This window comes from Kribbella sp. NPDC048915 (assembly GCF_040649595.1).
Taxonomy (GTDB): domain Bacteria; phylum Actinomycetota; class Actinomycetes; order Propionibacteriales; family Kribbellaceae; genus Kribbella.
Genome location: NZ_JBEZFT010000086.1, coordinates 1 through 21714, shown reverse-complemented (window position 1 = coordinate 21714; position 21714 = coordinate 1). Strand labels below are relative to the sequence as shown.

The following is a 21714-nucleotide window of genomic DNA, read 5'->3' as shown; positions in this document are numbered from 1 at the left end:
ACTGGCGGCATGGGTGGGGCCATGGGTGGGGGAACAGTGGCGATGCTGTTCTCGGATATCGAGGGGTCGACGTTGCTGCTGCGTCGCCTGGGGGATCGGTACCTCGACGCGTTGGAGGATCATCGCCGGATCCTGCGCGCCGTCTGGTCGACGTACCACGGGACCGAGATGGGCACCGAAGGCGATAGCTTCTTCGTCGTCTTCGGTGCAGCCGGCGACGCGGTGCGGGCGGCCGTGGACGGTCAGCGACAACTGGCTGCACATCACTGGCCGGGCGACGAGCGACTGCGGGTCCGGATGGGGATCCATACCGGCACCCCCGGCGTGTACGAGGGTGACTACTGGGGCATGGACGTCCACCTCGCCGCGCGCATCGGCGCCGCGGCGCACGGCGGGCAGATCGTCGTGTCGGCAGTCACGGGGGAGCTCACGCAGCTCCCCGGCGGCGTCACCCTGCGCGACCTCGGAACCCATCATTTGAAGGACATTCCGGAACCCGAGCACCTGTTCCAGGTCACCGTTGACGGTTTGCCACCCGAGTTCCCGCCACTGCGCACGCTCGGTACGGCGACCAGTCTGCCGGCGCCCGCCACACCGCTGCTCGGGCGCGCACCCGACCTCGACCGCATCAACAGCCTGCTCGGGCACCCCGACGTACGGCTCGTGACGTTGACCGGGCCGGGTGGGTCCGGCAAGACACGACTGGCGATCGGCGCGGCGGCGAATGCGACGACGAAGTTTCCGGGCGGGGTGTACTTCGTCCCGCTCGCGGCGGTGACGTCCGCGCCGGTGCTGTGGACGACGATCGCCGAGGTCCTCGACATCCCGCCGCGGGAGCGCGGTCGGGTCGTGGCGTACCTGGCGAAACGGACCCTGCTGCTCGTCCTCGACAACCTCGAACAGCTCGCCGACGCCGGCAAGGTCGTCGCGGAGATCATCGAGGGCGCGCCGCACGTGAAGGTCGTCGCGACCTCCAGGCGGGCGCTCGGTCTCACCGGCGAGTACCAGCATCCCGTGCTGCCACTGTCCGCCGCGGATGCAGCGGATTCGCCCGCCGTCCAGCTCTTCGTCCAACGTGCCCAAGCAGTCCGCCCGAGCTTCACGCTGACTGCGGACAACACCGACGACGTGGTCGCGATCTGCCGTCGGCTCGACGGCCTTCCGCTCGCGATCGAGTTGTGCGCACCACGCATCCGGCTGCTCAGCGTCAAGGAACTCCTGGCCCGTATCGATCAGGCGCTGGACATCGCGTCCACGAGTACGGCGGCCCCGGAGCGGCAGCGGACGCTGCGTGACACGATCGCGTGGTCGTACGAGCTGCTCGGCCCCGAACACCGCCGTACCTTCCGGCAGCTCGCGGCCTTCTCCGGGAGCACGGCGCTGACCGCGGTGGAAGCAGTTGCTACCGGCATCGATCCGGTCGATGCGCTGGCCGAGTTGCACGACGCGAATCTGATCACGCTGCAGGACGGCCCGGACGGTACGCGGGTCCGCCTGCTGGATACGATCCGCCGCTACGCCGCCGACGAGTTACGCCGTACCGACGAGGCCGACGTCAGCTGCGGGCGGCACGCGAGGTACTACGCCGATCACGCCGAACACCTCGAAGCGGTCAAGAAGACGTCGTCGGAGCCGCCGGTCGAGCTGGCCGGTGCGGACCTCGACAACTTCCGTGCGGCGTTGTCCTGGGCAACAGAACACGACGTCCAGACCGCCCTCCGGCTCTGCTCGGCGCTCGGATGGGTCTGGATCTTCGGCGGCTACATCGCGGAGAGTCGGGCTTGGCACGAACGGGTGGTCGCCGCGGCCGGTACGTCGTACTCATCGGAACTGGCCGCCTGCCTGCGTGGCTTGAGCAATCTCCTGCTGATGCAGGGCGAACCCGAGCAGGCCCGCGAGCTGACCAACCGCAGCTTGGAGATCGCGCGGGAGCTCGACGACCCGGCTGCGATCGCGTTCGGGATGATGGTGCTCGGGTCGGTTCAGCGGCAGCAAGGTGAACTGCAGGCCGCGCAGGCGACGCTCACCGAAGCCGTGCAGCGCCTCCGCGGGCTCGACGACGACTGGCGACTGGCGCGCGTGCTCAGCCACCTGGGCGGGATCGAGGAGGAACTGGGGAATCTGGACCGTGCGGAGGAGTTGCTGCGCGAGGGCCTGCGCATCACCGAGGAGATCGGCGATGCGCACGAGATCGCCGCTCAGGGACAGAATCTTGCGTTCCTGCTGATCCTTGCGGACCGCCTGGACGAGGCCGTCGAACTCATCCGCGACGTGCTGCCGACCGTGCTGGCGCTGCGCAGTCCCAGCCTGACGATGGCGTTGTCCAACACCGTGATGAACGTGCTGATCCGCCGTGGCGATCCCGTTGGTGCCGCCCACTTGTTCGGTGCCGAGGAGGCGATGGGCGAACGGCTCGGCATCCCCAATCCTTACCTCGAGGAGGAGCTCGCCGAGGCCCTCGACCTGGTCGGCGACAGCCTCTCCCACGAAGCCTGGTTCCACCACCGCCAGGCTGGTCGCACCGAACGGGTCGAAGACCTGCTCGCCGGCGTGCAGCTCTGAACCACCGACCTGAACCCCGACCGTACAACGGCGCTGAAACAACTGGTCGACCACGGACAGTGGCGACTCCCCGCGGCTCTTTTATGCCCACGCCTTGCATGGAGGGCGGGATCGGGTTTACGGTCCCGGTTAACGTTTAAGTGAGTGTTAGTGAGCACTTCTTCGAATCTTGGAGCAACTATGATCAGTCGGCGACGGTTTCTGCAGGTGACTGGCGCGGCAGTGGCCACGTCGGCGCTCGCGGCCTGTGGCGACGGCGGTACGTCGGGTGGCGGTGCGAAGGCATCGAGCGAGCTGCAGTTGCCGACGCACAAGCCGTTCGAGGGACTGCACCCGGAGCTGCCAGGCGCCGAATCCGGGCTCGAGCCCGGATTCCTGAAGTTCCCGGCGGATGCGGTCGCCAGCGTGCAGAAGCCTCCGCTGACCGGTCCGGTCACCGCGCTGACCGAGACGTTCGCGACGCCTCCGCCGCCGATGGGCAGCAACCCGATGTGGCAGGCGCTGAACCAGGCGCTCGGCGGCGAGCTCCGGCTGACCATCGGCACGGATCCGGGCTACCCGGAGAAGTTCGCCACGCTGCTGGCCAGCGACTCGCTGCCGGACTTGATGTGGCTGCCGCCGAACCAGGGCATCCCGAACGTCGGCCCGATGCTCGAGGCGAAATTCCAGGACCTGACCACGTACCTGTCCGGCGACGCCGTGCTGGAGTACCCGAACCTGGCCGCGCTGAAGCCGGCCTCCTGGCGGACCGCGGTGGTGAACGGGAAGATCTGGGGCGCACCGATCCCGTCGACGCCGTTCGGGCAGGTGATGATGGGCAACCCGAAGACCTGGGCCAAGGTCGGCGGCCTGCAGTGCTCGACGGCCGACGAGTTCTTTGCCAAGTGCAAAGAGCTGACCAACGGGACGAACTACGCGCTCGAGCCGGCCATCATCAACATGCTGCACATGTTCGGCGAGTGGTTCGGCGCTCCGAACGGCTGGCGGGTGAACCAGGACCGGTCGCTGACGCACCTGTACGAGACCGACAACTACAAGGCCGCCGTCGAGTACGCCGCCAAGCTCTGGGCGGCGAAGGTGTTCTACCCGGACCTCAACCTGGCCGACGCCACGCCGAAGACGGTGAACGGTCAGATTGCCGCCCAGGTGACGGTCGGCCCGCGGGCGACCGCGGACTTCCGGGCGCTCGACCCGACACTGTTCGTCGACACGATGATCCCGTTCGGCCATGACGGCAAGGCGAAGCCGGTGTACGACATGGGCTATGGGACGGTCGGCTTCACACCGTTCAAGAAGACCGACGAGGGGCGGATCCGCGAGCTGCTGGCGTTGATGAATTACTTGTCCGCACCGTTCGGCACCAAGGAGTACCTGCAGAAGAACTTCGGTGTCCAGGGGAAACAGTACGAACTCGATGCCAACGGTAACCCGGTGCTGACCAAGGCTGGTACGCAGCAGGCGCCCGGTCTGGTCAGTGCGCTGCAGATCATGAACGCGCCGGAAAGCGTGATCTTCAACCCGGCGTACCCCGAGGACACCAAGAAGATCTACGCGACCGAGCAGCAGTTGCTGAAGTTCGCGATGCGCAACCCGACCGCGGGCACGTACTCGGACACGTCGAGCAAGGTGGGTCCGAAGCTGACCGCCGCCTTCCGGGACACCATCGTCGACATCGTCACCGGCCGGCAGCAGCTCGATGCGTACGACGAGGCGCTGAAGCGGTGGAAGTCCGGTGGCGGCGACAAGATGCGCGACGAGTTCGCGGCCGTGCTGCCGGCGAGCGTCCCGGTCACCGGATCCTGATCGATGCTGAAGGCAAACTCCTCGAAGCGGCAGGCCGCGACCGGCCTGCCGCTGCAGGCGAAGTGGCGCCGGGACTGGCAGATGGTGCTGCTGATGGTCCCCGGCGTGCTGTTCCTGCTGGTGTTCTTCTACCTGCCGGTACTCGGAAATGTCGTTGCTTTTCAGGATTTCCAGCCGTACCTCGGCATCATGCACAGCGAGTGGAACGGGCTGCAGAACTTCGTCAACCTGTACGACAACCCGGACTTCTGGGACGCGCTGCGGAACACGCTGCTGCTCGCCGCCGTCCAGCTGCTGCTGTTCTTCCCGGTGCCGATCGGCCTCGCGCTGATCGTCGACTCGTTGGTCAGCAACCGGATCCGGCGCTGGTTCCAGACGATCGCCTACCTGCCGCACTTCCTGTCCTGGGTGCTGGTCGTGACGCTGTTTCAGCAATCGCTCGGCGGCGCGGGGTTCGTCAACAACCTGCTCCGGCAGGCCGGGCTGGACCCGATTCCGTTCATGACCAACCCCGACACCTTCCCGCTGCTCGTCGTCGCGCAGCTGATCTGGAAGGACGCGGGCTGGGCGATGATCATCTTCCTCGCGGCGCTGACCACCGTCGACGTCTCCCTCTACGAGGCTGCGGCGGCCGACGGTGCGGGACGCTGGCGGCGGCTGTGGCACATCACGCTGCCGTCGTTGCGGACCGTCATCGTGCTGCTGCTGATCCTGCGGATCGGCGACATCCTCAGCGTCGGGTTCGAGCAGTTCATCCTGCAGCGAGACTCGGTCGGCCCGGGCGCTGCCGAAGTACTCGACACCTTCACGTACTACGCCGGCGTGGTCGGCGGCGACTGGAGCAGCGGAGCCGCGGCCGGCCTGGCCAAGGGTGTGGTCGGCGCGTTGCTGCTCTGGGGAGCCAACACGCTGGCGCATCGGCTCGGTGAGCCGGGAATCTTCCAGAGGCGCTCATGAGACCCGTGTGGAAAGAGAATCCGTCGCCGGCGTATCAGGCGATCAAGGCCGCGATCCTGGGCGGGTTCGCGCTGGCGATCGTCGTACCGATCCTGGTCGTGGTCTCGACGTCGCTGGCCAGTGACGAGGACATCATCAAGGCGGGCGGGTACGTACTGTGGCCGTCGCATCCGACGCTCAAGGCGTATGACACGCTGTTCAGCGGCGGCCTGATGGGGCGGGCGATCCTGGTCAGCGTGTTCGTCACGATGGTCGGTACGGCGATCGCGCTGGCGGTGACCATCGCGCTCGCCTACGCGACGTCGCGGCCGGTGCTGTTCGGACGGCCGGTACTGCTGATGGTGCTGTTCACGTTGCTGTTCGCGCCGGGGATCATCCCGATGTTCCTGGTGGTGAAGCAGCTGGGCCTGCTCGACAGCCTGTGGTCGCTGATCCTCCCGGGCGCACTCGGCGCGTTCAACTTCGTCGTACTGCGCACCTTCTTCATGAATGTGCCGGGTGAACTGCTGGAGAGCGCGCGGATCGACGGCGCGAGTGACTTCATGATCCTGCGCCGGATTGTGATGCCGCTGTCGAAGGCGGTGATCGCGGTGGTCGGGCTGTTCTACGCGGTCGGGTTCTGGAACGCGTTCTTCAACGCGCTGCTGTACCTCAACGACACCTCGAAGTGGCCGGTGCAGGTGATCCTGCGTACCTACGTGCTGCAGGGCAAGTCGCTGTCGGCCGATCAGCTCGGCGTTCATCCGCCGCCGCAGCCGCAATCGCTGCAGATGGCGGTGGTCGTGGTCGCGCTGGTTCCGATCGCGATGGTGTACCCGTTCCTGCAACGGCACTTCACCAAGGGCGTGATCACCGGTGCGGTCAAGGGCTGATCTGCAAGAATCGGATTATGTCCGCACCTTTGGCTGAGCGGCCGACCTTGCGCATGGTGGCCAAGGAAGCCGGTGTCTCGGTGGCCACCGTCTCGTACGTGCTGTCCGGGCGGCATCGCAGCCACACGATCAAGGACTCGACGGCCGAGCGGGTCCGCGAGGCCGCGGCGCGGCTCGGGTACCGGCGCAACGACGCCGCGCGGGCGATCCGGACCGGCAAGTCGGACCTGGTGCTGCTGTCGCTGAGCGTGCTGGCCGATCCCTGGTCCCAGGCGGTCGCGGCGGACGTCAGTACGGCGGTGACGCCGCTCGGGAAGACCGCGCTGATCGTCGCGGACGGCGACTGGCGGACCGTACTGTCCAACCGGACGCCGGACGTGATCTTCATCGACAGTGTGTCGCCGGATCCGGAACAGGTGGCGGAGCTGGAGGCATTCGCGGCGCAGGGCGTGCAGATCGTGGCCTTCGGTGAAACCCTCGAGCCGCGCGGATTCGACGTGATCCGGTCCGGTGCCGAGCCGCGCTGTCACCTGGCGGTGGAGCACCTGCTCGAGCACCACGACAGCGTCGGCGCGCTCACTTCGCGGACCACTGGATTCGCGCGGTTCGACGCCTATCTCAACACCCTGCGCGGCGCCGGAAAACGTGTTCGCGACGATCACATCGAGATCTTCGAGCAGCATCCCGAGGGTGCGTACCGGGCCGCGATGGCACTGCTCACCAAGCCCGACCGGCCGACGGCGCTCTACTGTACGACGGACTTCGCCGCGATCGCCGCGGTCCGGGCCGCGCACCGGCTGCGGATCGACGTACCGCGGGAGCTCGCGATCGTCGGCGTCGGAAACACGCCGGAAGGTGAGCATCTCGACCCGTCGCTGTCGACGGTCGGGCCGGTGAACTTCAACGAGGCGCTGACGCGGATCATCGTCAGCCGGCTGACCGATCGCGAGGGTGCTGCTGGCGAAGTGTTCGACTTTCCGTGGCAGTTGATCGTCCGCGAATCCTCGAAGGTGGTTCCGTGACCCGTCCCAACGTCGTCCTGATCTGTGTCGACGAGTGGCGCGGCGACGCGATGTCGTGCGCCGGTCATCCGTACGTCGAGACGCCGCACCTCGACGAGCTGGCGCGTAACGGTGTGCGCTTCGATCGCGCGTACTCCGCGACGCCGTCGTGCGTACCGGCGCGGGCGGCGTTGTTCACCGGGCAGTCCCAGGAGCGGCACGGGCGGGTCGGGTACACCGACGGCGTACCGTTCGACGCGGCACATCCGGTGACGGTGCAGGGCGAGTTCCGCAAGGCCGGGTACCACACGCAGGCGATCGGCAAGATGCACGTCTGGCCGGAGCGGGCGCGGCTCGGTTTCGACGACGTGGTCCTGCACGACGGATTCCTGCACCACGCGCGGCGGACGCATCGCCAGCAGTTCGGGTTCTTCGACGACTATGTGCCGTGGCTGCGGCGGCAGCCGGGGGTGTCCCCGGACGCGGAGTACTTCGACCACGGCGTGAACTGCAACTCGGTGGTCGCGCGGCCGTGGGACAAGGCGGAGGAGCTGCACCCGACGTCGTGGATCGGTACGCAGACGATCGAGTGGCTGTACCGGCGCGATCCCACGAAACCGTTTTTCTTGTATCTGTCGTTCCATCGCCCGCATCCGCCGTACGACCCGCCGGCCTGGGCGTTCGACCGGTACGACGCGCTGCCGCCGTACCGCCGTGAGCTCGGTGACTGGGAGGACGACTGGGACGAGTTCCGCCAGGACGGCGACTACCAGGCGTCGATCGGTGACCTGCCGGACCGGGTCGTGCACCGCGCGCGGGCCGGGTACTACGGGTTGATGGCGCAGATCGACCTGCAGATCAACCGGATCCGCGAGGCGCTGGTCGAGTTCGGCGTGTACGACGACACGATCATCGCCTTCACGTCCGACCACGGCGAGATGATGGGCGACCACCGGATGTTCCGGAAGTCGGTGCCGTACGAAGGGTCCGCGCGGGTACCGTTCATCATGGCCGATCGTGCTTCTGCTGGTGATGGAGCCGTGCGTGGCGGTGTGGTGGATCAGGTGGTCGAGCTGCGCGATGTGATGCCGACGTTGCTCGACCTGGCCGGGGTGCCGATTCCGTCGTCGGTGGACGGAGTGTCGCTGGCGCCGTTCCTGCGCGGTGAGTCGGTGCCGCTGCGGGAGTGGTTGCACGGCGAGCATCTGCATTTCGGGCAGTCGATCCATTGGGTGACCGACGGTCGGACGAAGTACGTCTGGGGGTCCGAGCGGGGTGTGGAACAGTTGTTCGACCTCGTCGCGGATCCTGGTGAACTGCGGAACCTGGTGAAGGCCCGGCCTGAGTTACGGGACCTGTGGCGGGAGCGGTTGATACAGGATCTGACCGGTCGGGAGGAAGGTTTTGTTGCCGATGGCAAGTTGGTGACCGGTCGCCCGGTGACCGCGATTCTGCGGCACACGAGGGAGCGCATTGCTGACGCCGCCGGGTAACGGATGGATCACCGTCGACGTCGGTGAGTCCGACACGACGGTCCTTCGCCGGGACAACGTTTTCGCCAAGTGTTGCGGCCCTTCCGGGATTGCTGAGCTGGCCGCTGAACGGGACCGGGCCTCGTGGTTGGCCAACACAGGGTTGCCTGCAGCAACTGTTGTGGACTGGATCGAGAACCCAGCTGGCGCTTGTTTGCTGACGTCTGCGGTGCCCGGGGTGCCGGGCGAGCTGTTGCCGCCGGGCGTTCGTGAGCAGGCGATGCGTCAGCTCGGTGTGGTGCTCCGTGAGCTGCATTCGCTCGACGGATGTCCGTTCGAGCGGCCGTTGGACGAGGTGGTTGCGGTGGCGGCCGACGTCGTACGGCGGGGTGCGGTCAATCCGGCGTTCCTCACCGACGAGTGGCGGCAGGTGCCGCCGTCAGCGCTGCTTGCCTCGGTTGTCGCTGAGCAACCCTATGTCGAGAGCGTGCTCGAGCCCGTTGTCTGCCACGGGGACGCGTGTCTGCCGAACGTCTTCTTCGACCCGTCGTCGCTGGAGGTCACCGGGTTGATCGACGTCGGTCGGCTCGGTCTGGCCGACCGCTATTCCGATCTTGCACTGGTGGCGATCCAGGTCCACGACGAGTGGTCGGCGGATCCGGGTCCGTTCTTCACGGCGTACGGTCTGCCGAAACCGGATCCGCGTCGTCTTGAGTTCTTCCGTCTGCTCGATCCGCTCACGTGGGGTTGAACCATGAACATCGACATCGTCGGGCTTGTTGTGTCCGGTCAGCATGCCTACGAAGGCCGTCCCGCCGACGGTCCGCGGCCGGATCCCGAGCCGGTCTCACGTTCGGTCGTCGAGATCCGGGCCGGGCTCGGGATCGTGGGTGACCGGTACTTCGGGCAGACGATCCACAAGAACGCGGCCATCACCTTCATCGACGCCGCCGCGCTGGACGAGGTGGTGGACAAGCTCGGTCTGCCCGCTCCCCTCGACCCGCTCCGCACCCGCCGCAACATCGTCGTCCGCGGCTTTCGCCTCGACGACCTCGCCGCACAACGCCTGCCCGACGGGACGCGGGACGAGGGCCGTCAGTTCGTGGTCGACTCCGGCGACGGCCCCATCACCTTCCAGGCGAACCGCCCCGCCAACCCCTGCGCCTGGATGGACACCGTCCTGGCCCCTGGTGCCATGAAGGCCCTCCGCGGCCGCGGCGGCATCCGCACCACGCCCCTCACCTCCGGCACCCTCCGCCTGGGCCCAGCCACCCTGACCGTCCTGCCCTGACTGTCCTGCCCTGACCCACGCGCGCCAAGGCGGCACTTGCGTACACGTCGAGGGGCATCATCTGTTGTGCTGTCCGGTTTCCGGGGTTTTCTCGCGGCTTTCGCTGGGGGCGCTTATCGTCGGAACGTGAGGCTCGCGGGCGCTCTCTTGCTGGTGGCGGCGCTGGTCGGGTGCAGCGATGTTGCGCCGACCGGTGGTTCGGCTGCACCGTCCAGTCCGGTCGCGCCTTCCACCGAGCCTGTCCCGTCCACACCCGCCACGACGGAAGCGCCGAGCCCGAGTCCGTCGGCCACCAAGCCGTCACCGGCCACTCCTACGTCGCCGCCTACCCGAACACCCACGCCGACTCGGCTGCCGGCCACTGGGCCGATGCGGATGTCGATCCCGGCGATCGGCGTACGCAACCTGCGGGTGGTCGCCTACACCGGGACTGCCGACGATCGCCCCGGCACCCGGATCCAGGACGGCGGAGCCGCCGCCAACCCGCGCGGCCCGGAGGGCGGTGTCGGACCTGGCGAGATCGGGAACTTCATCGTGACCGGGCACCGGGTCAGCCACAACCGGCCGTTCCTGCGGCTGCCGGAGCTCCGCAACGGCGACCACATCGTGGTGACCGCCCGCGGGACCGTGTACGACTACGTGGTGAATCGGACGATGACCATCTCGTTCCGCAAGCCGGCCGAGAAAGCGCAGCAGAACGCAGCCGTCCCCGGCAACCCCGGCGCGAAGCCCACCCAGGCGATGATCACCATCTCAACCTGCGCCACCCCGGAGGACCACGCCGCCGGCAACTTCTGGCACGACGAACTCGGCAACCCCGAACACCGGATCAACAAGATCGGCACCCTGGCCGCCACCCGCTGATCACCGACTCGGCTGCGGCCTTCCGGACCGCCGGTGATCAGCAGGGACGTCCTGGGATGGGCGTCGTCGGCTGGATGGGTGTGGGTGTCGGGTCGGGGCTTGGTTGTCGTGGGGTGCTCAGTGGGTGGCGGCCAGGTCTCGGATGAGGGTTGTTGGTTTGCCGGCGAGGGCGGTGGGGAGCAGGGTGCGCAGGCCGGGGAGGCGCAGGACTCGCAGGAGGATGCGGCGGGTGTGCAGCTCGGTTCGTGAGGCTGGGAGGAACCAACGTGCGGCTGAGCGGGCCACCTTTTGCTTTTCCTCGACGACGGGGCGCCAGGCTTGCTCGTAGTCCGCGAGGGCGGACTCGATTGTTGGGGAGCTCACCAGTCTGTCGGCCAGAACGTACGCCCCGGCGATGCCTAGCGACGCGCCCTGGCCGGCCAGGAGCGAGACGGCACCGCACGCATCGCCGACCAGTGTGACTCGCCCCTTGCTCCACCGCGGCATCACGATCTGGGCGACCTGGTCGTAGTAGAGCTGATCCGGCTCCGGGCAGGCGTCGAGTGCCCGCGGCACGACCCAGCCGAGGTCCGCGTACGCCGACCGGATCGCGCCACCCGGATCCGCGGGCAACCCGGGATCGGTCGACCGGTGAACTGCGAACGACGCCACGCGTCCGTCGCGGAGAGCGTAGAAGCCGAACTGGCAGCCGATCGTGTCGGTGAGGCAGAACCGGCCGCCGACCTCGTGATGGATATCCGGCGCGTCGAAGGTGTACGCCGCGGTGTGATAGCCGAGGAACCGCAGGTACGACGCCTCCGGCCCGAAGACCGACTGCCGCACCGTGGAATGGATGCCATCGGCACCTGTCAGTACGTCGCCGTCGGTCGACGAACCGTCCGCGAGTTCGACCCGCACACCGTCCTCCCGCGGCGTAACAGCCACCACCGACGCGCCGTACCGTAGGTCGACCGCGCTCGGGAGATGATCGCGGAGAACCTGTTCGAGGTCGGGCCGCAGCACGCTGAGCAGGTCGCCCTCGGCGAACTGGCGGATGTCGATGCCGGCTCGCCGCCGGCCGTCCGCGTCGACGAGGATCGCTTCGTCGACGTCGTACGCGACCTCGCGCAGTGCGGAGAGCAGTCCCATCGCGATCATTGCGTCGTACCCGGGGCCGAAGAAGTCGATCATGTAGCCCTGGGTGCGTGGGCCGGCGCTGCGTTCGAGGACGGTGACGTCCTGGCCGAGGGTCGACAGGCGGTTCGCCAGCGCGAGTCCGGCGATGCCGGCGCCGCAGATGATCGCGTGCATCTCAGCTCACCAGCCTACGGAGTACGGCGATGGGAGCGGGAACATCCGGCTCAAGGGCTCGGTGCAGCATCAGACCGTCGATCGTGGCGGCGAGTACGGCGGCGGTCGCGGGCGCGTCGGGCACCTGGTGGATCGCCAGCCAGTCGGCGACGCGGGTGCGGAACTCCGTGACCACGTCGGTGATTTGCGCGCGCAGGCGTTCGTCGCGGGTCGCGGCCAGGTAGGTCTCGATGAAGAGCAGCGACGTCGGATCGGTCCCGTCGTACTTCTCCAGGGCGGCCATCATCGCGTCAACGGCGGCGCCCGGGTCGGCGGCTGCGGTGAAGTCGGTCGCCGCGACGACCTCGCGCATCGTGCCGATCGCCGCCTCGACCAGGACGTCCTGGATCGACGAGAAGTGGTAGTGCACGACGCTCGGCGTGACGCCGGCGCGGTCGGCCAGGATTCGGGTGCTCACCGCGGACCACCCGCGCTCCGGGATCAGTTCGGCGGCGGCCGCCAGCAACCGTCGCCGTACTTCTTGGCCTTGCTTCGCTGTCGGCGCCATCATCCTCCTCCAGGGCGATCGTCCTGTACGATCGTCCTGATCGTACGGCGACCACCAGCGCCGACGCAACCGGTCCGAAGATGCGCGGCACCACAGGGCATCAAACGCGCAGCACCACCGCGCGCTCCACGCACGGCTCCGCCGGTACGCAGTACGGGTGGAGCCATGCCGCGTGTAGTGCATGCAGCAGCGGTTCGCGCTATTGTCCGCGAGCAGTACGCGCGGTAGTACCCGCGAGCTGCTCGCGCGGCACTACCCGCGAGCAGTACGCGGAGTACTACCCGCGAGCAATACGCGGAGCAGCAGCCGTGCGCAGTATGTGCAGCAGCGTCGGGTGCAGGACCTGTAGCAGCGCCGCCGTCGAACGGTGCGATGCTACTTGCGGCCGAACTTCCACCACTTCGGCTTGTTCATCTTGATCTCGTCGGGCTCCATCGGCGGCGGTACCGGTGGGCGGGACTCCTCGGTGAGGAAATCGCCGGATTCGGTGTCGTACGGCGTGACGCCGAGCCGCTTGCTGATCTCCAGGACGATCGGGATCGATCGCGGGCCGTCGTTCAGGTAGAAGGTGATGTCGCGTACCTCGACGCCCTTGCCGATCGTCATCTCGACGTCGTAGTCGGGACCTTTCACGGTCAGCCAGGACGGCTTGCTCGCGTCGACATCCGGTACCACCTCCCGAACCGCGGCGACCACATCGGTCGAGGTACCGACCGAGGGCGGCTCGTAGTCGACCGGTACGTCGTCGAGACGCCGTACGCCTCCTGGCCCGCGCATCGCATAGACAGCCCAACTCATCCGCGTCCTCGCTTCGCTCCGGGCGCCGGTGAGGCACAGATCGCGCTGTGGTTGACGATGAACTCGCTCCGCTCGTTCATGCCCCCAGCATGCCAGGTCAGCGTTTCCGGGCGGCGAGGATCGCGAAGGTCAGATACTGGCCGGCGTCGGCTTCGAGCATGTCGAGGGCGCCGTCGCGCTCGCCGCGGTACTCCGAGACCGCGTGCGCCCAGCGGGTCCAGTCGGCCCAGCCGTTCGGCTGCAAACGTGCGGCAGTGACGTCGACGAGTTCGGTGATCTCCCACTGGAATCGCCACCAGTCCGCGGTGTGCCAGGCGAGTGCCTCCCATCCGACGAGTTGCTTGACGTGCTCCGGGATCTTGCCGAGGTCGCGGATCTCCTCACGCAGAGCAGGAGTCGCGACGCCGAGTTGCCCGCCGGGGCGGAGGAAGCTCGTGATGTAGGCCAGGTAATTGTCGGCGGTACCGAAGTACTCGTAGGCGTCGATGCACACGATCGCGTCGAAGAAGCCCTGCGCGAACGGCAGTGTGTGAGCCTCCGCCTTGAGCGTCACCACGTCCGGATTACCGATGTGCGCGGCCGCGTCCGTCGGATCCACCCACAGATCGGCCGCCCAGACCTGAACGCCGTACTCCTTGGCAAGGAATGCCGCCGTAGCGCCCTTCCCGGAACCCAGGTCGAGCACCCGCATGCCGGGCTGCAGGTCGAGATCGCGGGCCAGGTCTTCGAGCAGCCACAGCGGATTCGGGCCCATGTCGCCGGCCAGCAGCCAGTCCGCGTCGTACGCGCTCGCCCGGGGATAGTCGTCGTGCTTCAGGTCAACCACGCGCAACAGGTTAGGAGCTGGCCGTCGCCCGAGCCAGCCATTACCGGACAGAGCCAGCCGCGCCGCAGCTCGTTGCGCCGCAGCCCGCCGCGCCGCAGCTCGTTGCGCTGCAGTCAGCCGCGCCGCGGCCCGTTGCGCTGCAGCCCGTTGCGGCCGCAGCCCGTTGCGCTGCAGCCCGTTGCGGCCGCATCGAGGCGCGCCGAAGCCAGTTGTTGGGGGGGTGGACAGCCACCCGGGTCCTTGAACAGGAAATTGCAGGTCACCACACCCCGGTTGCTGTTCAAGCCCTCGGCAACTGAGCCAGCAGGGGAGGTCGGCGCAGGGGGTTTCAGTGGGTGGTCGGGGTTGCGCTGGACCCCTTCGCGGGGCTGTGAACAGGTAATAACAGGTGCTCACCCACGGCTTCCTGTTCAAGCCCCCGGCAACCGAGCCGGTGGGGGAGGTTGGCGCGGGGTTTCGGCGGGTGGTCGGGGTTGCGCTGGACCCCTTCGTGGGGCTGTGAACAGGTAATAACAGGTGCTCACCCACCGGTGCCTGTTCGATCCCACCGCTTCCTGTTCAAGCGCCCGGCAACCGAGCCGGTGGGGGAGGGTTGGCGCGGGGTTTCGGCGGCCGGTTGGGTTGCGCTGGACCCTCGCGGGGGTGTGGACAGGTAATAACGGGTCACCACGCCCCGGTCGCTGTTCAAGCCCTCGGTAACTGAGCCAGCAGGGGAGGTCGGCGCAGGGGGTTTCAGTGGGTGGTCGGGTTGCGCTGGACCCCTTCGCGGGGCTGTGAACAGGTAATAACAGGTGCTCACCCACGGCTTCCTGTTCAAGCCCCCGGCAACCGAGCCGGTGGGGGAGGTTGGCGCGGGGTTTCGGCGGGTGGTCGGGTTGCGCTGGACCCCCTCGCGGGGGTGTGGACAGGTAATAACAGGTGCTCACCCACCGGTGCCTGTTCAAGCTCACCGCTTCCTGTTCAAGCGCACCGTCTGCTGTTCAAGCGCACCGCTTCCTGTCCAAGTGCACTGCCTCCTGTCCAAGCGCACCGCCTGCTGTTCATGCCCACCGCTCATGTTCATGCGCACCGCTTCCTGGCCAAGCGCACCGTTTCCTGTTCAAGCCCGCCAGTTCGTGTCCTGCGGTGCGGGCGCCGGCGTGCCGTGCGGTTGGGGACGGTTCGAGCGTTGTAGTTGGATTGTCACTGTGCGTGTGCCCGGTCGCGGAACGGTGTCAATAGCTGCAAAGCGGGTTCCCGGATGGCGGACCAGGCCGTAATATCAGCCGGCGGTCGGCTGCACTGGGGGTGTGCCGGCTTTTCGATGGGTGGGACCGGCAACGGGTCGGTACTGGGGGAACGGAGACACATGGCGGACAAGCCAGTACCCAAGCCTGGTCACTTCCTGCCCGGCGGCGAGGGGGAGCAAGGCCCGAGCGACGCCGCGGGCGCCTCGAGCAGTTCGGCGCCTTTGGCCGCGCCCACGCCGAGGCTCGGCGGTGAGGCGCCTCCGCCCGCGCCGCAGTTGAGCGGTTCCCGCCTGGACTCCCGCCGTACGACGTTGTCCGGCAGCCGGCTCGGTCCGCCGCCGGCCGAGGCTCGCGCCGCGTACCGGGAGGTGTTCCATCCCGAACCGGTGCTGTTCGTCCCGAAGAAGCGCTCGAAGGCCCTGGTCGCCATGATGGTCGTCGCGGTACTGCTGCTCGTCGGCGGTGTCGCGACCTTCGCGGTGAAGGTGATCTCGTCGTACGACGGATTCGTCGCGAACCCGCTGGTGACGCCGGGCCTCCAGCCGAGCGACAGCGCGACGACGTCCCGCGGACCGATCGCCCAGGGTACGCCGGACGCCGACATCGTTGGGAAGAACGGGATCTACGCGGCGGGCCGGCTGGCGGCCGTGAAGTGCCAGGAGCCCGCGTTCCGCCCGACCTCCAAGGAGAACGTCCGCTCGTACTACGTGGCGCTGATCGCGTGTATGGACAAGGCCTGGGAGCCGATCGTCGCCAAGGCCGGCTTCCAGTTCCGCTCGCCGAACCTGATCATCTTCGACGACGGTGACGAGACCGCGTGCGGCGTCCAGCACGAGCTCGCGCTGTATTGCCAGGACGAGCACGGCGGCAGCGCGACCATGCCGTGGCAGAACATCGTCGAGGACTACCCGAAGAACAAAGCCGAGATCCGCGCCGAGATGGCGCAGTCCCTCGGCTTCGTGTACGGCGTCCACGTGCAGAATCTGACCGGGATGGCCGACGCCGCCGACAACCTCGCCGACACCGCCGCGAACAAGAACGCCCAGCTCGAGATGCAGCGGCGTGCCGCACTACAGGCGTACTGCTTCGGCGGCGTGTTCTTCGGTGCGGCCAAGGCGAGCTTCCCGCTCCGCGGCGAACTGCTGCGCCAGTGGAACGGGCTGATTCAGCGGCGCGGCGACGAGAACACCGAGGACAAGGTCCGCGACCACGGCTCCAGCAAGAGCCTGGCGGCGTGGATGAACCAGGGCTTCACCACCACCGACCCGGGATCCTGCAACACGTTCGCCGCAGCGTCCGCCAAGGTCAGCTGAGCGGGAGGGAACGATCGATGTCTGACACCGAGGAGGGTACGCCCGGATCCACGTCCGGCGGCGAATCCGCGCCCGGTTCGCGGCCGTTGGTGCTGAGCAGCGCCCAATCGGCCGGTCCGGGGAAGGCACTTCCGTCGTCGTTCGGCGACTCGACGGTGCGGCAGAAGGCGCGGCCGCTGCCCACGAACCCCGACGTCGAGAGTGAGTACTCCGGACCACCGACCGCTCCGCTCACCGGTGCCCCGCTCGCGCCGCTGACCGGTACCCGTCGCGCGGGCGGTGCACGCCCGTCCGGCTGGAGCTCGCACCCGTCGCGCGCCGGCGCGCAGTACACGTCCGAGCCGCCGAAGGTCGGGTACGTGGATACTGGCGTGCCGCGGCGGCAGTACTCGCGGCCGATCGTGGCCGGTTTGTCGGTGCTGGTCGTCCTGATGCTCACCGCCGCGGCGGTCGGCGGGTTCAAACTCGTCGACTCGTACGGCGTCCAGCGCCCGCTCTCGCAGCCGTCGGTGAAGAAGTCCGAGGCGCCGCTGCCCATTCCGCCCGACGTCACGGTGACGGTGACCGCGTCCGTCGTACCGGACCTGGTTCGCCTGCGTCAGAACGAGATCTACGCGGCCGGCAAGGTCGCGGCCGTGAGCTGCCAGGAGCCGGCGATCAAACCGGACTCGCAGTCCGCCATCCTCCGGTACTACCGGGCGCTGCTGCCCTGCTTGGACAAGGCCTGGGAGCCGGTGCTGAAGAAGGCCGGGTACCCGTTCCGTTCCCCGAAGGTGGTGCTGCAGACCAACCAGGTCGCGGCCAACGCCTGCACCGGTGAGAAGGACGTCGCGTACTACTGTCCGGCCGACGAGAGCATCAACATCAGCTGGAAAGAGGACGCCAAGTTCTACAAGTCGGATCCGCTCGCGGCGCGGGTCTGGATGATCGACACGATGGCCCACGAGTACGGCCACCACGTGCAGAACCTGACCGAGATGCTGACCGCCTCGTGGTCGCGCGAGGGCTGGGCGAAGACGGAGGCGGAGAAGCTCGAGTGGAGCCGCCGGACCGAGTTGCAGGCCAGCTGCCTCGGCGCGGCCTTCCTCGGCGCGAACAAGAAGGCGCTGGGGCTGTCCGGCCAGAAGCTGCGGGTGTGGGAGTACGAGATGCAGCACAGCGGCGACGAATACAGCGAGGACAAGGTCCGCGACCACGGCTCCCGCAAGAGCCACTGGCTGTGGACCGAACCGGCCTTCGCCTCCGGCGACCCGAAGTCCTGCAACACCTTTACCGCGCCGTCCGCGAAGGTCGGTTGATGAGCCACCGCCGCGCGTGGGCGCCGGCGTTGGTGAGTGTCGCCGTACTGGCGCTGACGGGCTGTGGGAATGCGGTCCCGGTCGCGGTCGTGGCGAGTCCGACGGTGTCTGCTACTGCTGCCGCTACTCCTTCGATGACGCCGACACCTGCCGTGACGCCGGTGCCGAGGGCGACCGCGAGTACGACGTCGATCCCGCCGGAGTACGAGATGACCGACGGGGTGCTGCGCAACAAGCTCTACATCGCGGGCAAGGTGCCTACCGTACGGTGCGTGCTGGCGCGGGCGGACCTGTCGACACCGGCCCGGATGGTTGCGCACGCCAAGAGTCTGATCGCCTGTATGGACAAGGCGTGGGCCCCGATGGTGGAGAAGGCCGATGCGGTACTGACGCCGCCGGAGGTGTTCGCGTACTCGGACAAGCGTGCCTCGTCGGCGCCGCCGGAATGCGCAGATCCGCCGAAGGGGGCCGCGGCGTACTACCACTGGAGCGGCTTCAGCGGGAAGATCTGCTTCGACGTGGACTCCGTGCTGGACAGTAGCGACTCGACCCGGAACACGGTCGACTTTCAGCAGATGATCGCGCACGAGTACGGGCATCACGTGCAGCGGTCGGTCGGCATTCTGGCGCTGTACCCGCAGTTGCTGCGGGGAAAGTCGGAGGCCGGTCAGCTGGAGGTGTTCCGGCGCAAGGAGTTGCAGGCGAGCTGTTTCGGGGCGGCGTTCCTCGGTGCCAACAAGGCGACCTTCCAGTTGTCCGGGCGGCGCCTGGATGCCTGGCGCTACGTCGTACGGCACGTGGGGGACGAGTACTCGAAGGACAACGTCCGCGATCACGGCTCACGCAAGAGCCACGCCTACTGGACGCTGCGCGCGTTCGAATCGGCGAGTCCGCAGTCCTGTGCCACGTTCACCGCACCGGCGAAGCGCGTCAGCTGAGCTTCAGTTTGAAGCCTTCGTGGGACGCGGTGAAGCCCAGGTTGGTGTAGAAGCGGTGGGCGTCGGTGCGGGTCTTGTCCGACGTGAGCTGGACGAGGCTGCAGCCGCGGGCACGGGACTCCTCGATCGCCCAGCGGATCAGCATGCCGCCGAGGCCGGACCCGCGAGCTTCGGCGGCGACCCGGACGGCCTCGATCAGGCCGCGGGTCGAACCGCGCCGCGACAGCCCCGGAATGATTGTCAGCTGCAGCGTGCCGATCACCTCATCGTTGCGAACAGCAACCATCAGCAGCTGGTTCGGGTCGGCGTCGATCTGCTCGAACGCGGCCAGGTACGGCGTCAGGTCGTCGAGCGACTCGCGCGTGGCGCCGAGCTGGTCGTCGGCGATCAGCTTGACGATCGCCGCGACGTCGGCGGCGGTGGCGCGGCGGATCTGCACATCGGTCATGGCGCCAGGATTTCAAACCACTGAAACGCTTCAGCTGCCGGGGTAATCACCGGCGCTGCCGAACGGTGATTGCCAGGTGCAAACACTCTTCGGAGGACCGTTGTTTGCCTTCGGCATCGGAGGGTACGGGTGGGGCTGGACACCACTGCATCCGCCCGTGCCGGGGTTGGTGCAGTCATGCGCCGACAGCGGATGCGGGCCCAGTCCGAAAGGTACATCCGATGTCAGCGTTAGCGATTGACTTCACCGGACCGTTCGAGGACGCGTTCGGCAAACTGCTGTCGTTCATCCCGAACCTGCTCGGCGGCCTGGTCATCCTGGTCGTCGGCTACTTCGTGGCCAAGATCCTCGGAAAGCTGGTCGGCAAACTGCTCGGCCGGGTCGGCTTCGACAACTGGATGGAACGAGCCGGCGTCTCCGGTGTGCTGCAACGGTCGGGCACGGGGCTGACCGCTTCGGCGATGCTGGGCAAGGTCGTCTTCTGGTTCGTGTTCCTGATCAGCTTCACGATGTTCGCCTCCGCGCTCGGCGTCCCCGAGATCTCGGCCTTCATGAGCGACATGCTCGGCTACATCCCGCGGATCTTCGCGGCGATCGTGATCGTCTGCCTGGCGGCGCTGTTCGCCAACTTCCTGGCCGCGATCATCCGCGGCGCCACCGGCAACGAAACCCTCGCGAAGGTCGCCCGGTACGCGGTCCTCGTGTACGCCGCCTTCGCCGCGCTCACCCAGCTCGGTGTCGCGGTCCAACTCACCGGCAACACCCTGCTGATCGTCCTCGCGGGCGCGGCCCTCGCCCTCGGGCTCGCTTTCGGCCTCGGGGGCCGGGAGATGGCCGGGCGTGCACTGAGCAACCTGTTCGACAAGAACACCATCAACAAGCCTGCCAGTTCTTCTGCTGCCTCCGCCGATGGCGCTGCGGCGGGATACCAGGCCCAGGCCGGCGCTACCGGCGAGGCCTATCAGGGCGGCGCTACGGGCGAGGCCTATCAGGGCGGCGATGGCGCGTACCAGGGCAGCGGCGCCGGCGGTCAGGCCGGATACCAGGGCAACTACGAAAGCGGGTACGACAGCAACTACCAGCAGCCCACCCAACCCGAACAACACCCAGCCCACACCAGCGGCAGCTATTCCAACGGCACCCGTCCCACCAACTGGCAACAAGGCCAGTAACGACACCTCCTCAACGGGCGGCAACCCCACCGGGTTGCCGCCCGCCCCATGTCCCGGCCGCAGGACCGCCCTGGACTTTGTGGGGCGGTCGGATGTGGTGCGTGGCGGGGCCGGTTGGGCCGGCCGCGTGCGGGGATCGGTGGGCGGGGATCGGTGGGCGGGGCGCGTGCGGGGATCGGTGGGCGGGACGGTCGTCGTCGTACGGCGAGGTCAGCCCGGCGAACTGTCAGCGGGTGGCGTCGGGGCCGGCTTTGCGGATTTCTTCGACTTTGGTCATGGCTTCGCGGAGGTCGGCGAGCCAGGTTTCGCTGTGCTGGGCGACGAGCTTGACGCACCACCCGAGGGCGTCGCTGCGAGAACGCGCGACGCCGGCGTCGACGAGGGTGTCGAGGACCTGGCGTTCGGGCTGGCGGAGTCGGGTCATCACCGGCGCGGACAGCGAGGTGAAGACCGTGCGGGTCTCGCCGCACCGCACACCCCAGGCGACCTTGCGGCGGGCGGCGTGTTCGAGTTCGCGGGCGATCTCGATGCGGCGCTCCCGGGTGTCCTCGCGGAACTGCTTGATCCGACCGCCCTCCGCCGCGGACCGCTCGGCGGCGCTGACGTCCTTCTTCTGCTCCGGCGCGGGGATCCGGCCGACAATCAGGATCTCGTCCCGGTCGATCTCCAGTTCGAGTTCCCCTTCGAACCAGTCCCGAGGCAGCCGCCCCGTCAGCCACCCCCGCACCTTTTCCTGCTCCGTCGTCGTACTCATGTAATCATGATTACATCCTAAGCTGAGCTCGCGCAAACCTTGCCGATGATCTGAGTGTGTCGAGTCGTGGCGTTTGGCTGTCGTGCCCGCCCGCGAGTCGTGAGTTTTGGCTGGCGGCAGGAGCCAAATTCCACGACTCGGCGCAGTGCTTGCTGCGACGTTCGACGGGCAGCGGGTGCGCGATTGTCGGGCGAGGGCGAGGGCGAGGGCGAGGGTGAGGGGTGAGGGGTGAGGGGTGAGGGGTGAGGGGTGAGGGGTGAGTCGACACCCTGCGGGACC

The 21714-nt window shown here is 67.8% G+C and carries 19 protein-coding genes; 13 read left to right on the top strand and 6 right to left on the bottom strand.

Translation table 11 applies throughout. From position 1 onward, the window contains the following. Positions 1 to 9: 9 nt before the first annotated feature. The 9 genes from AB0B82_RS29975 (at position 10) to AB0B82_RS29935 (ending at position 10822) form a co-directional block, all read left to right on the top strand. Positions 10 to 2562 (top strand): tetratricopeptide repeat protein, encoded by a 2553-nt coding sequence (locus AB0B82_RS29975; RefSeq protein ID WP_360175946.1) that lies wholly within the window; start codon positions 10 to 12, stop codon positions 2560 to 2562. 207 nt (positions 2563 to 2769) lie between these two features. Continuing rightward, positions 2770 to 4365 (top strand): sugar ABC transporter substrate-binding protein, encoded by a 1596-nt coding sequence (locus AB0B82_RS29970; RefSeq protein ID WP_360175944.1) that lies wholly within the window; start codon positions 2770 to 2772, stop codon positions 4363 to 4365. A 3-nt stretch (positions 4366 to 4368) separates the two neighbouring features. After that, entirely contained in the window at positions 4369 to 5322 is a 954-nt protein-coding gene (locus AB0B82_RS29965) for an ABC transporter permease subunit (protein WP_360175941.1), read from the top strand. Continuing rightward, complete coding sequence (locus tag AB0B82_RS29960) at positions 5319 to 6194, top strand: carbohydrate ABC transporter permease (protein WP_360175938.1); 876 nt, start codon at positions 5319 to 5321, stop codon at positions 6192 to 6194. The genes AB0B82_RS29965 and AB0B82_RS29960 overlap by 4 nt, the downstream gene beginning before the upstream one ends. Before the next feature lie 17 nt (positions 6195 to 6211). Then, positions 6212 to 7216, top strand: coding sequence for a LacI family DNA-binding transcriptional regulator (locus tag AB0B82_RS29955; RefSeq protein ID WP_360175935.1), 1005 nt, complete (start codon positions 6212 to 6214; stop codon positions 7214 to 7216). Beyond that, positions 7213 to 8688, top strand: a complete 1476-nt coding sequence (locus AB0B82_RS29950; protein WP_360175932.1) for an arylsulfatase — start codon at positions 7213 to 7215, stop codon at positions 8686 to 8688. The genes AB0B82_RS29955 and AB0B82_RS29950 overlap by 4 nt, the downstream gene beginning before the upstream one ends. Then, positions 8669 to 9418, top strand: a complete 750-nt coding sequence (locus tag AB0B82_RS29945) for an aminoglycoside 3'-phosphotransferase (protein ID WP_360175929.1) — start codon at positions 8669 to 8671, stop codon at positions 9416 to 9418. Before AB0B82_RS29950 ends, AB0B82_RS29945 begins: the two co-directional genes overlap by 20 nt. 3 nt (positions 9419 to 9421) lie before the next feature. Beyond that, on the top strand, positions 9422 to 9958 hold the full coding sequence (locus AB0B82_RS29940) for an MOSC domain-containing protein (RefSeq protein ID WP_360175926.1): 537 nt from the start codon (positions 9422 to 9424) through the stop codon (positions 9956 to 9958). 369 nt (positions 9959 to 10327) lie between these two features. Beyond that, positions 10328 to 10822, top strand: coding sequence for a class E sortase (locus tag AB0B82_RS29935; protein ID WP_360175923.1), 495 nt, complete (start codon positions 10328 to 10330; stop codon positions 10820 to 10822). Positions 10823 to 10939: 117 nt separating this feature from the next. On the opposite strand, the gene AB0B82_RS29930 is transcribed toward AB0B82_RS29935, so the two are convergent. The 4 genes from AB0B82_RS29930 to AB0B82_RS29915 form a co-directional block, all read right to left on the bottom strand. Then, the gene (locus tag AB0B82_RS29930) at positions 10940 to 12112 is read right to left on the bottom strand and encodes an FAD-dependent monooxygenase (protein ID WP_360175920.1); all 1173 of its coding nucleotides are present in this window, start codon (positions 12110 to 12112) and stop codon (positions 10940 to 10942) included. A 1-nt stretch (position 12113) separates the two neighbouring features. After that, positions 12114 to 12659 (bottom strand): TetR/AcrR family transcriptional regulator, encoded by a 546-nt coding sequence (locus AB0B82_RS29925; protein ID WP_360175918.1) that lies wholly within the window; start codon positions 12657 to 12659, stop codon positions 12114 to 12116. Between the two features lie 375 nt (positions 12660 to 13034). After that, the gene (locus AB0B82_RS29920) at positions 13035 to 13457 is read right to left on the bottom strand and encodes a hypothetical protein (RefSeq protein WP_360175915.1); all 423 of its coding nucleotides are present in this window, start codon (positions 13455 to 13457) and stop codon (positions 13035 to 13037) included. 97 nt (positions 13458 to 13554) lie between these two features. Next, positions 13555 to 14283 (bottom strand): methyltransferase domain-containing protein, encoded by a 729-nt coding sequence (locus tag AB0B82_RS29915; RefSeq protein WP_360175912.1) that lies wholly within the window; start codon positions 14281 to 14283, stop codon positions 13555 to 13557. A gap of 1348 nt (positions 14284 to 15631) precedes the next feature. On the opposite strand from AB0B82_RS29915, the gene AB0B82_RS29910 reads away from it, so the two are divergent. From AB0B82_RS29910 to AB0B82_RS29900, 3 genes are read left to right on the top strand one after another with little or no spacing between them, the layout of a single operon-like run. After that, positions 15632 to 16825 carry a neutral zinc metallopeptidase gene (locus tag AB0B82_RS29910; protein ID WP_360175909.1) on the top strand — a complete coding sequence of 398 codons (1194 nt, stop codon included), beginning with the start codon at positions 15632 to 15634 and terminating at the stop codon, positions 16823 to 16825. Positions 16826 to 16842: 17 nt separating this feature from the next. Further along, positions 16843 to 18123, top strand: a complete 1281-nt coding sequence (locus AB0B82_RS29905) for a neutral zinc metallopeptidase (protein WP_360175906.1) — start codon at positions 16843 to 16845, stop codon at positions 18121 to 18123. After that, positions 18123 to 19061, top strand: coding sequence for a neutral zinc metallopeptidase (locus AB0B82_RS29900; protein WP_360175903.1), 939 nt, complete (start codon positions 18123 to 18125; stop codon positions 19059 to 19061). Before AB0B82_RS29905 ends, AB0B82_RS29900 begins: the two co-directional genes overlap by 1 nt. On the opposite strand, the gene AB0B82_RS29895 is transcribed toward AB0B82_RS29900, so the two are convergent. Further along, on the bottom strand, positions 19054 to 19509 hold the full coding sequence (locus AB0B82_RS29895) for a GNAT family N-acetyltransferase (RefSeq protein WP_360175900.1): 456 nt from the start codon (positions 19507 to 19509) through the stop codon (positions 19054 to 19056). The genes AB0B82_RS29900 and AB0B82_RS29895 overlap by 8 nt on opposite strands. 221 nt (positions 19510 to 19730) lie before the next feature. Here AB0B82_RS29895 and AB0B82_RS29890 point away from each other — a divergent pair, with 221 nt between their 5' ends. Then, positions 19731 to 20681 carry a hypothetical protein gene (locus AB0B82_RS29890; RefSeq protein ID WP_360175897.1) on the top strand — a complete coding sequence of 317 codons (951 nt, stop codon included), beginning with the start codon at positions 19731 to 19733 and terminating at the stop codon, positions 20679 to 20681. 226 nt (positions 20682 to 20907) lie between these two features. Here the strand turns inward: AB0B82_RS29890 and AB0B82_RS29885 are convergent, their stop codons facing one another. Then, entirely contained in the window at positions 20908 to 21435 is a 528-nt protein-coding gene (locus tag AB0B82_RS29885) for a hypothetical protein (RefSeq protein ID WP_360175894.1), read from the bottom strand. Between the last annotated feature and the right edge of the window lie 279 nt (positions 21436 to 21714).

Coding starts and splice junctions, on each gene's coding strand:
- AB0B82_RS29900 (WP_360175903.1), top strand. CDS start 18,123: ATGAGCCACCGCCGCGCGTGGGCGCCGGCGTTGGTGAGTGTCGCCGTA.
- AB0B82_RS29910 (WP_360175909.1), top strand. CDS start 15,632: ATGGCGGACAAGCCAGTACCCAAGCCTGGTCACTTCCTGCCCGGCGGC.
- AB0B82_RS29925 (WP_360175918.1), bottom strand. CDS start 12,659: ATGGCGCCGACAGCGAAGCAAGGCCAAGAAGTACGGCGACGGTTGCTG.
- AB0B82_RS29935 (WP_360175923.1), top strand. CDS start 10,328: ATGCGGATGTCGATCCCGGCGATCGGCGTACGCAACCTGCGGGTGGTC.
- AB0B82_RS29965 (WP_360175941.1), top strand. CDS start 4,369: ATGCTGAAGGCAAACTCCTCGAAGCGGCAGGCCGCGACCGGCCTGCCG.
- AB0B82_RS29930 (WP_360175920.1), bottom strand. CDS start 12,112: ATGCACGCGATCATCTGCGGCGCCGGCATCGCCGGACTCGCGCTGGCG.
- AB0B82_RS29885 (WP_360175894.1), bottom strand. CDS start 21,435: ATGAGTACGACGACGGAGCAGGAAAAGGTGCGGGGGTGGCTGACGGGG.
- AB0B82_RS29890 (WP_360175897.1), top strand. CDS start 19,731: ATGTCAGCGTTAGCGATTGACTTCACCGGACCGTTCGAGGACGCGTTC.
- AB0B82_RS29960 (WP_360175938.1), top strand. CDS start 5,319: ATGAGACCCGTGTGGAAAGAGAATCCGTCGCCGGCGTATCAGGCGATC.
- AB0B82_RS29905 (WP_360175906.1), top strand. CDS start 16,843: ATGTCTGACACCGAGGAGGGTACGCCCGGATCCACGTCCGGCGGCGAA.
- AB0B82_RS29955 (WP_360175935.1), top strand. CDS start 6,212: ATGTCCGCACCTTTGGCTGAGCGGCCGACCTTGCGCATGGTGGCCAAG.
- AB0B82_RS29940 (WP_360175926.1), top strand. CDS start 9,422: ATGAACATCGACATCGTCGGGCTTGTTGTGTCCGGTCAGCATGCCTAC.
- AB0B82_RS29920 (WP_360175915.1), bottom strand. CDS start 13,457: ATGAGTTGGGCTGTCTATGCGATGCGCGGGCCAGGAGGCGTACGGCGT.
- AB0B82_RS29895 (WP_360175900.1), bottom strand. CDS start 19,509: ATGACCGATGTGCAGATCCGCCGCGCCACCGCCGCCGACGTCGCGGCG.
- AB0B82_RS29975 (WP_360175946.1), top strand. CDS start 10: ATGGGTGGGGCCATGGGTGGGGGAACAGTGGCGATGCTGTTCTCGGAT.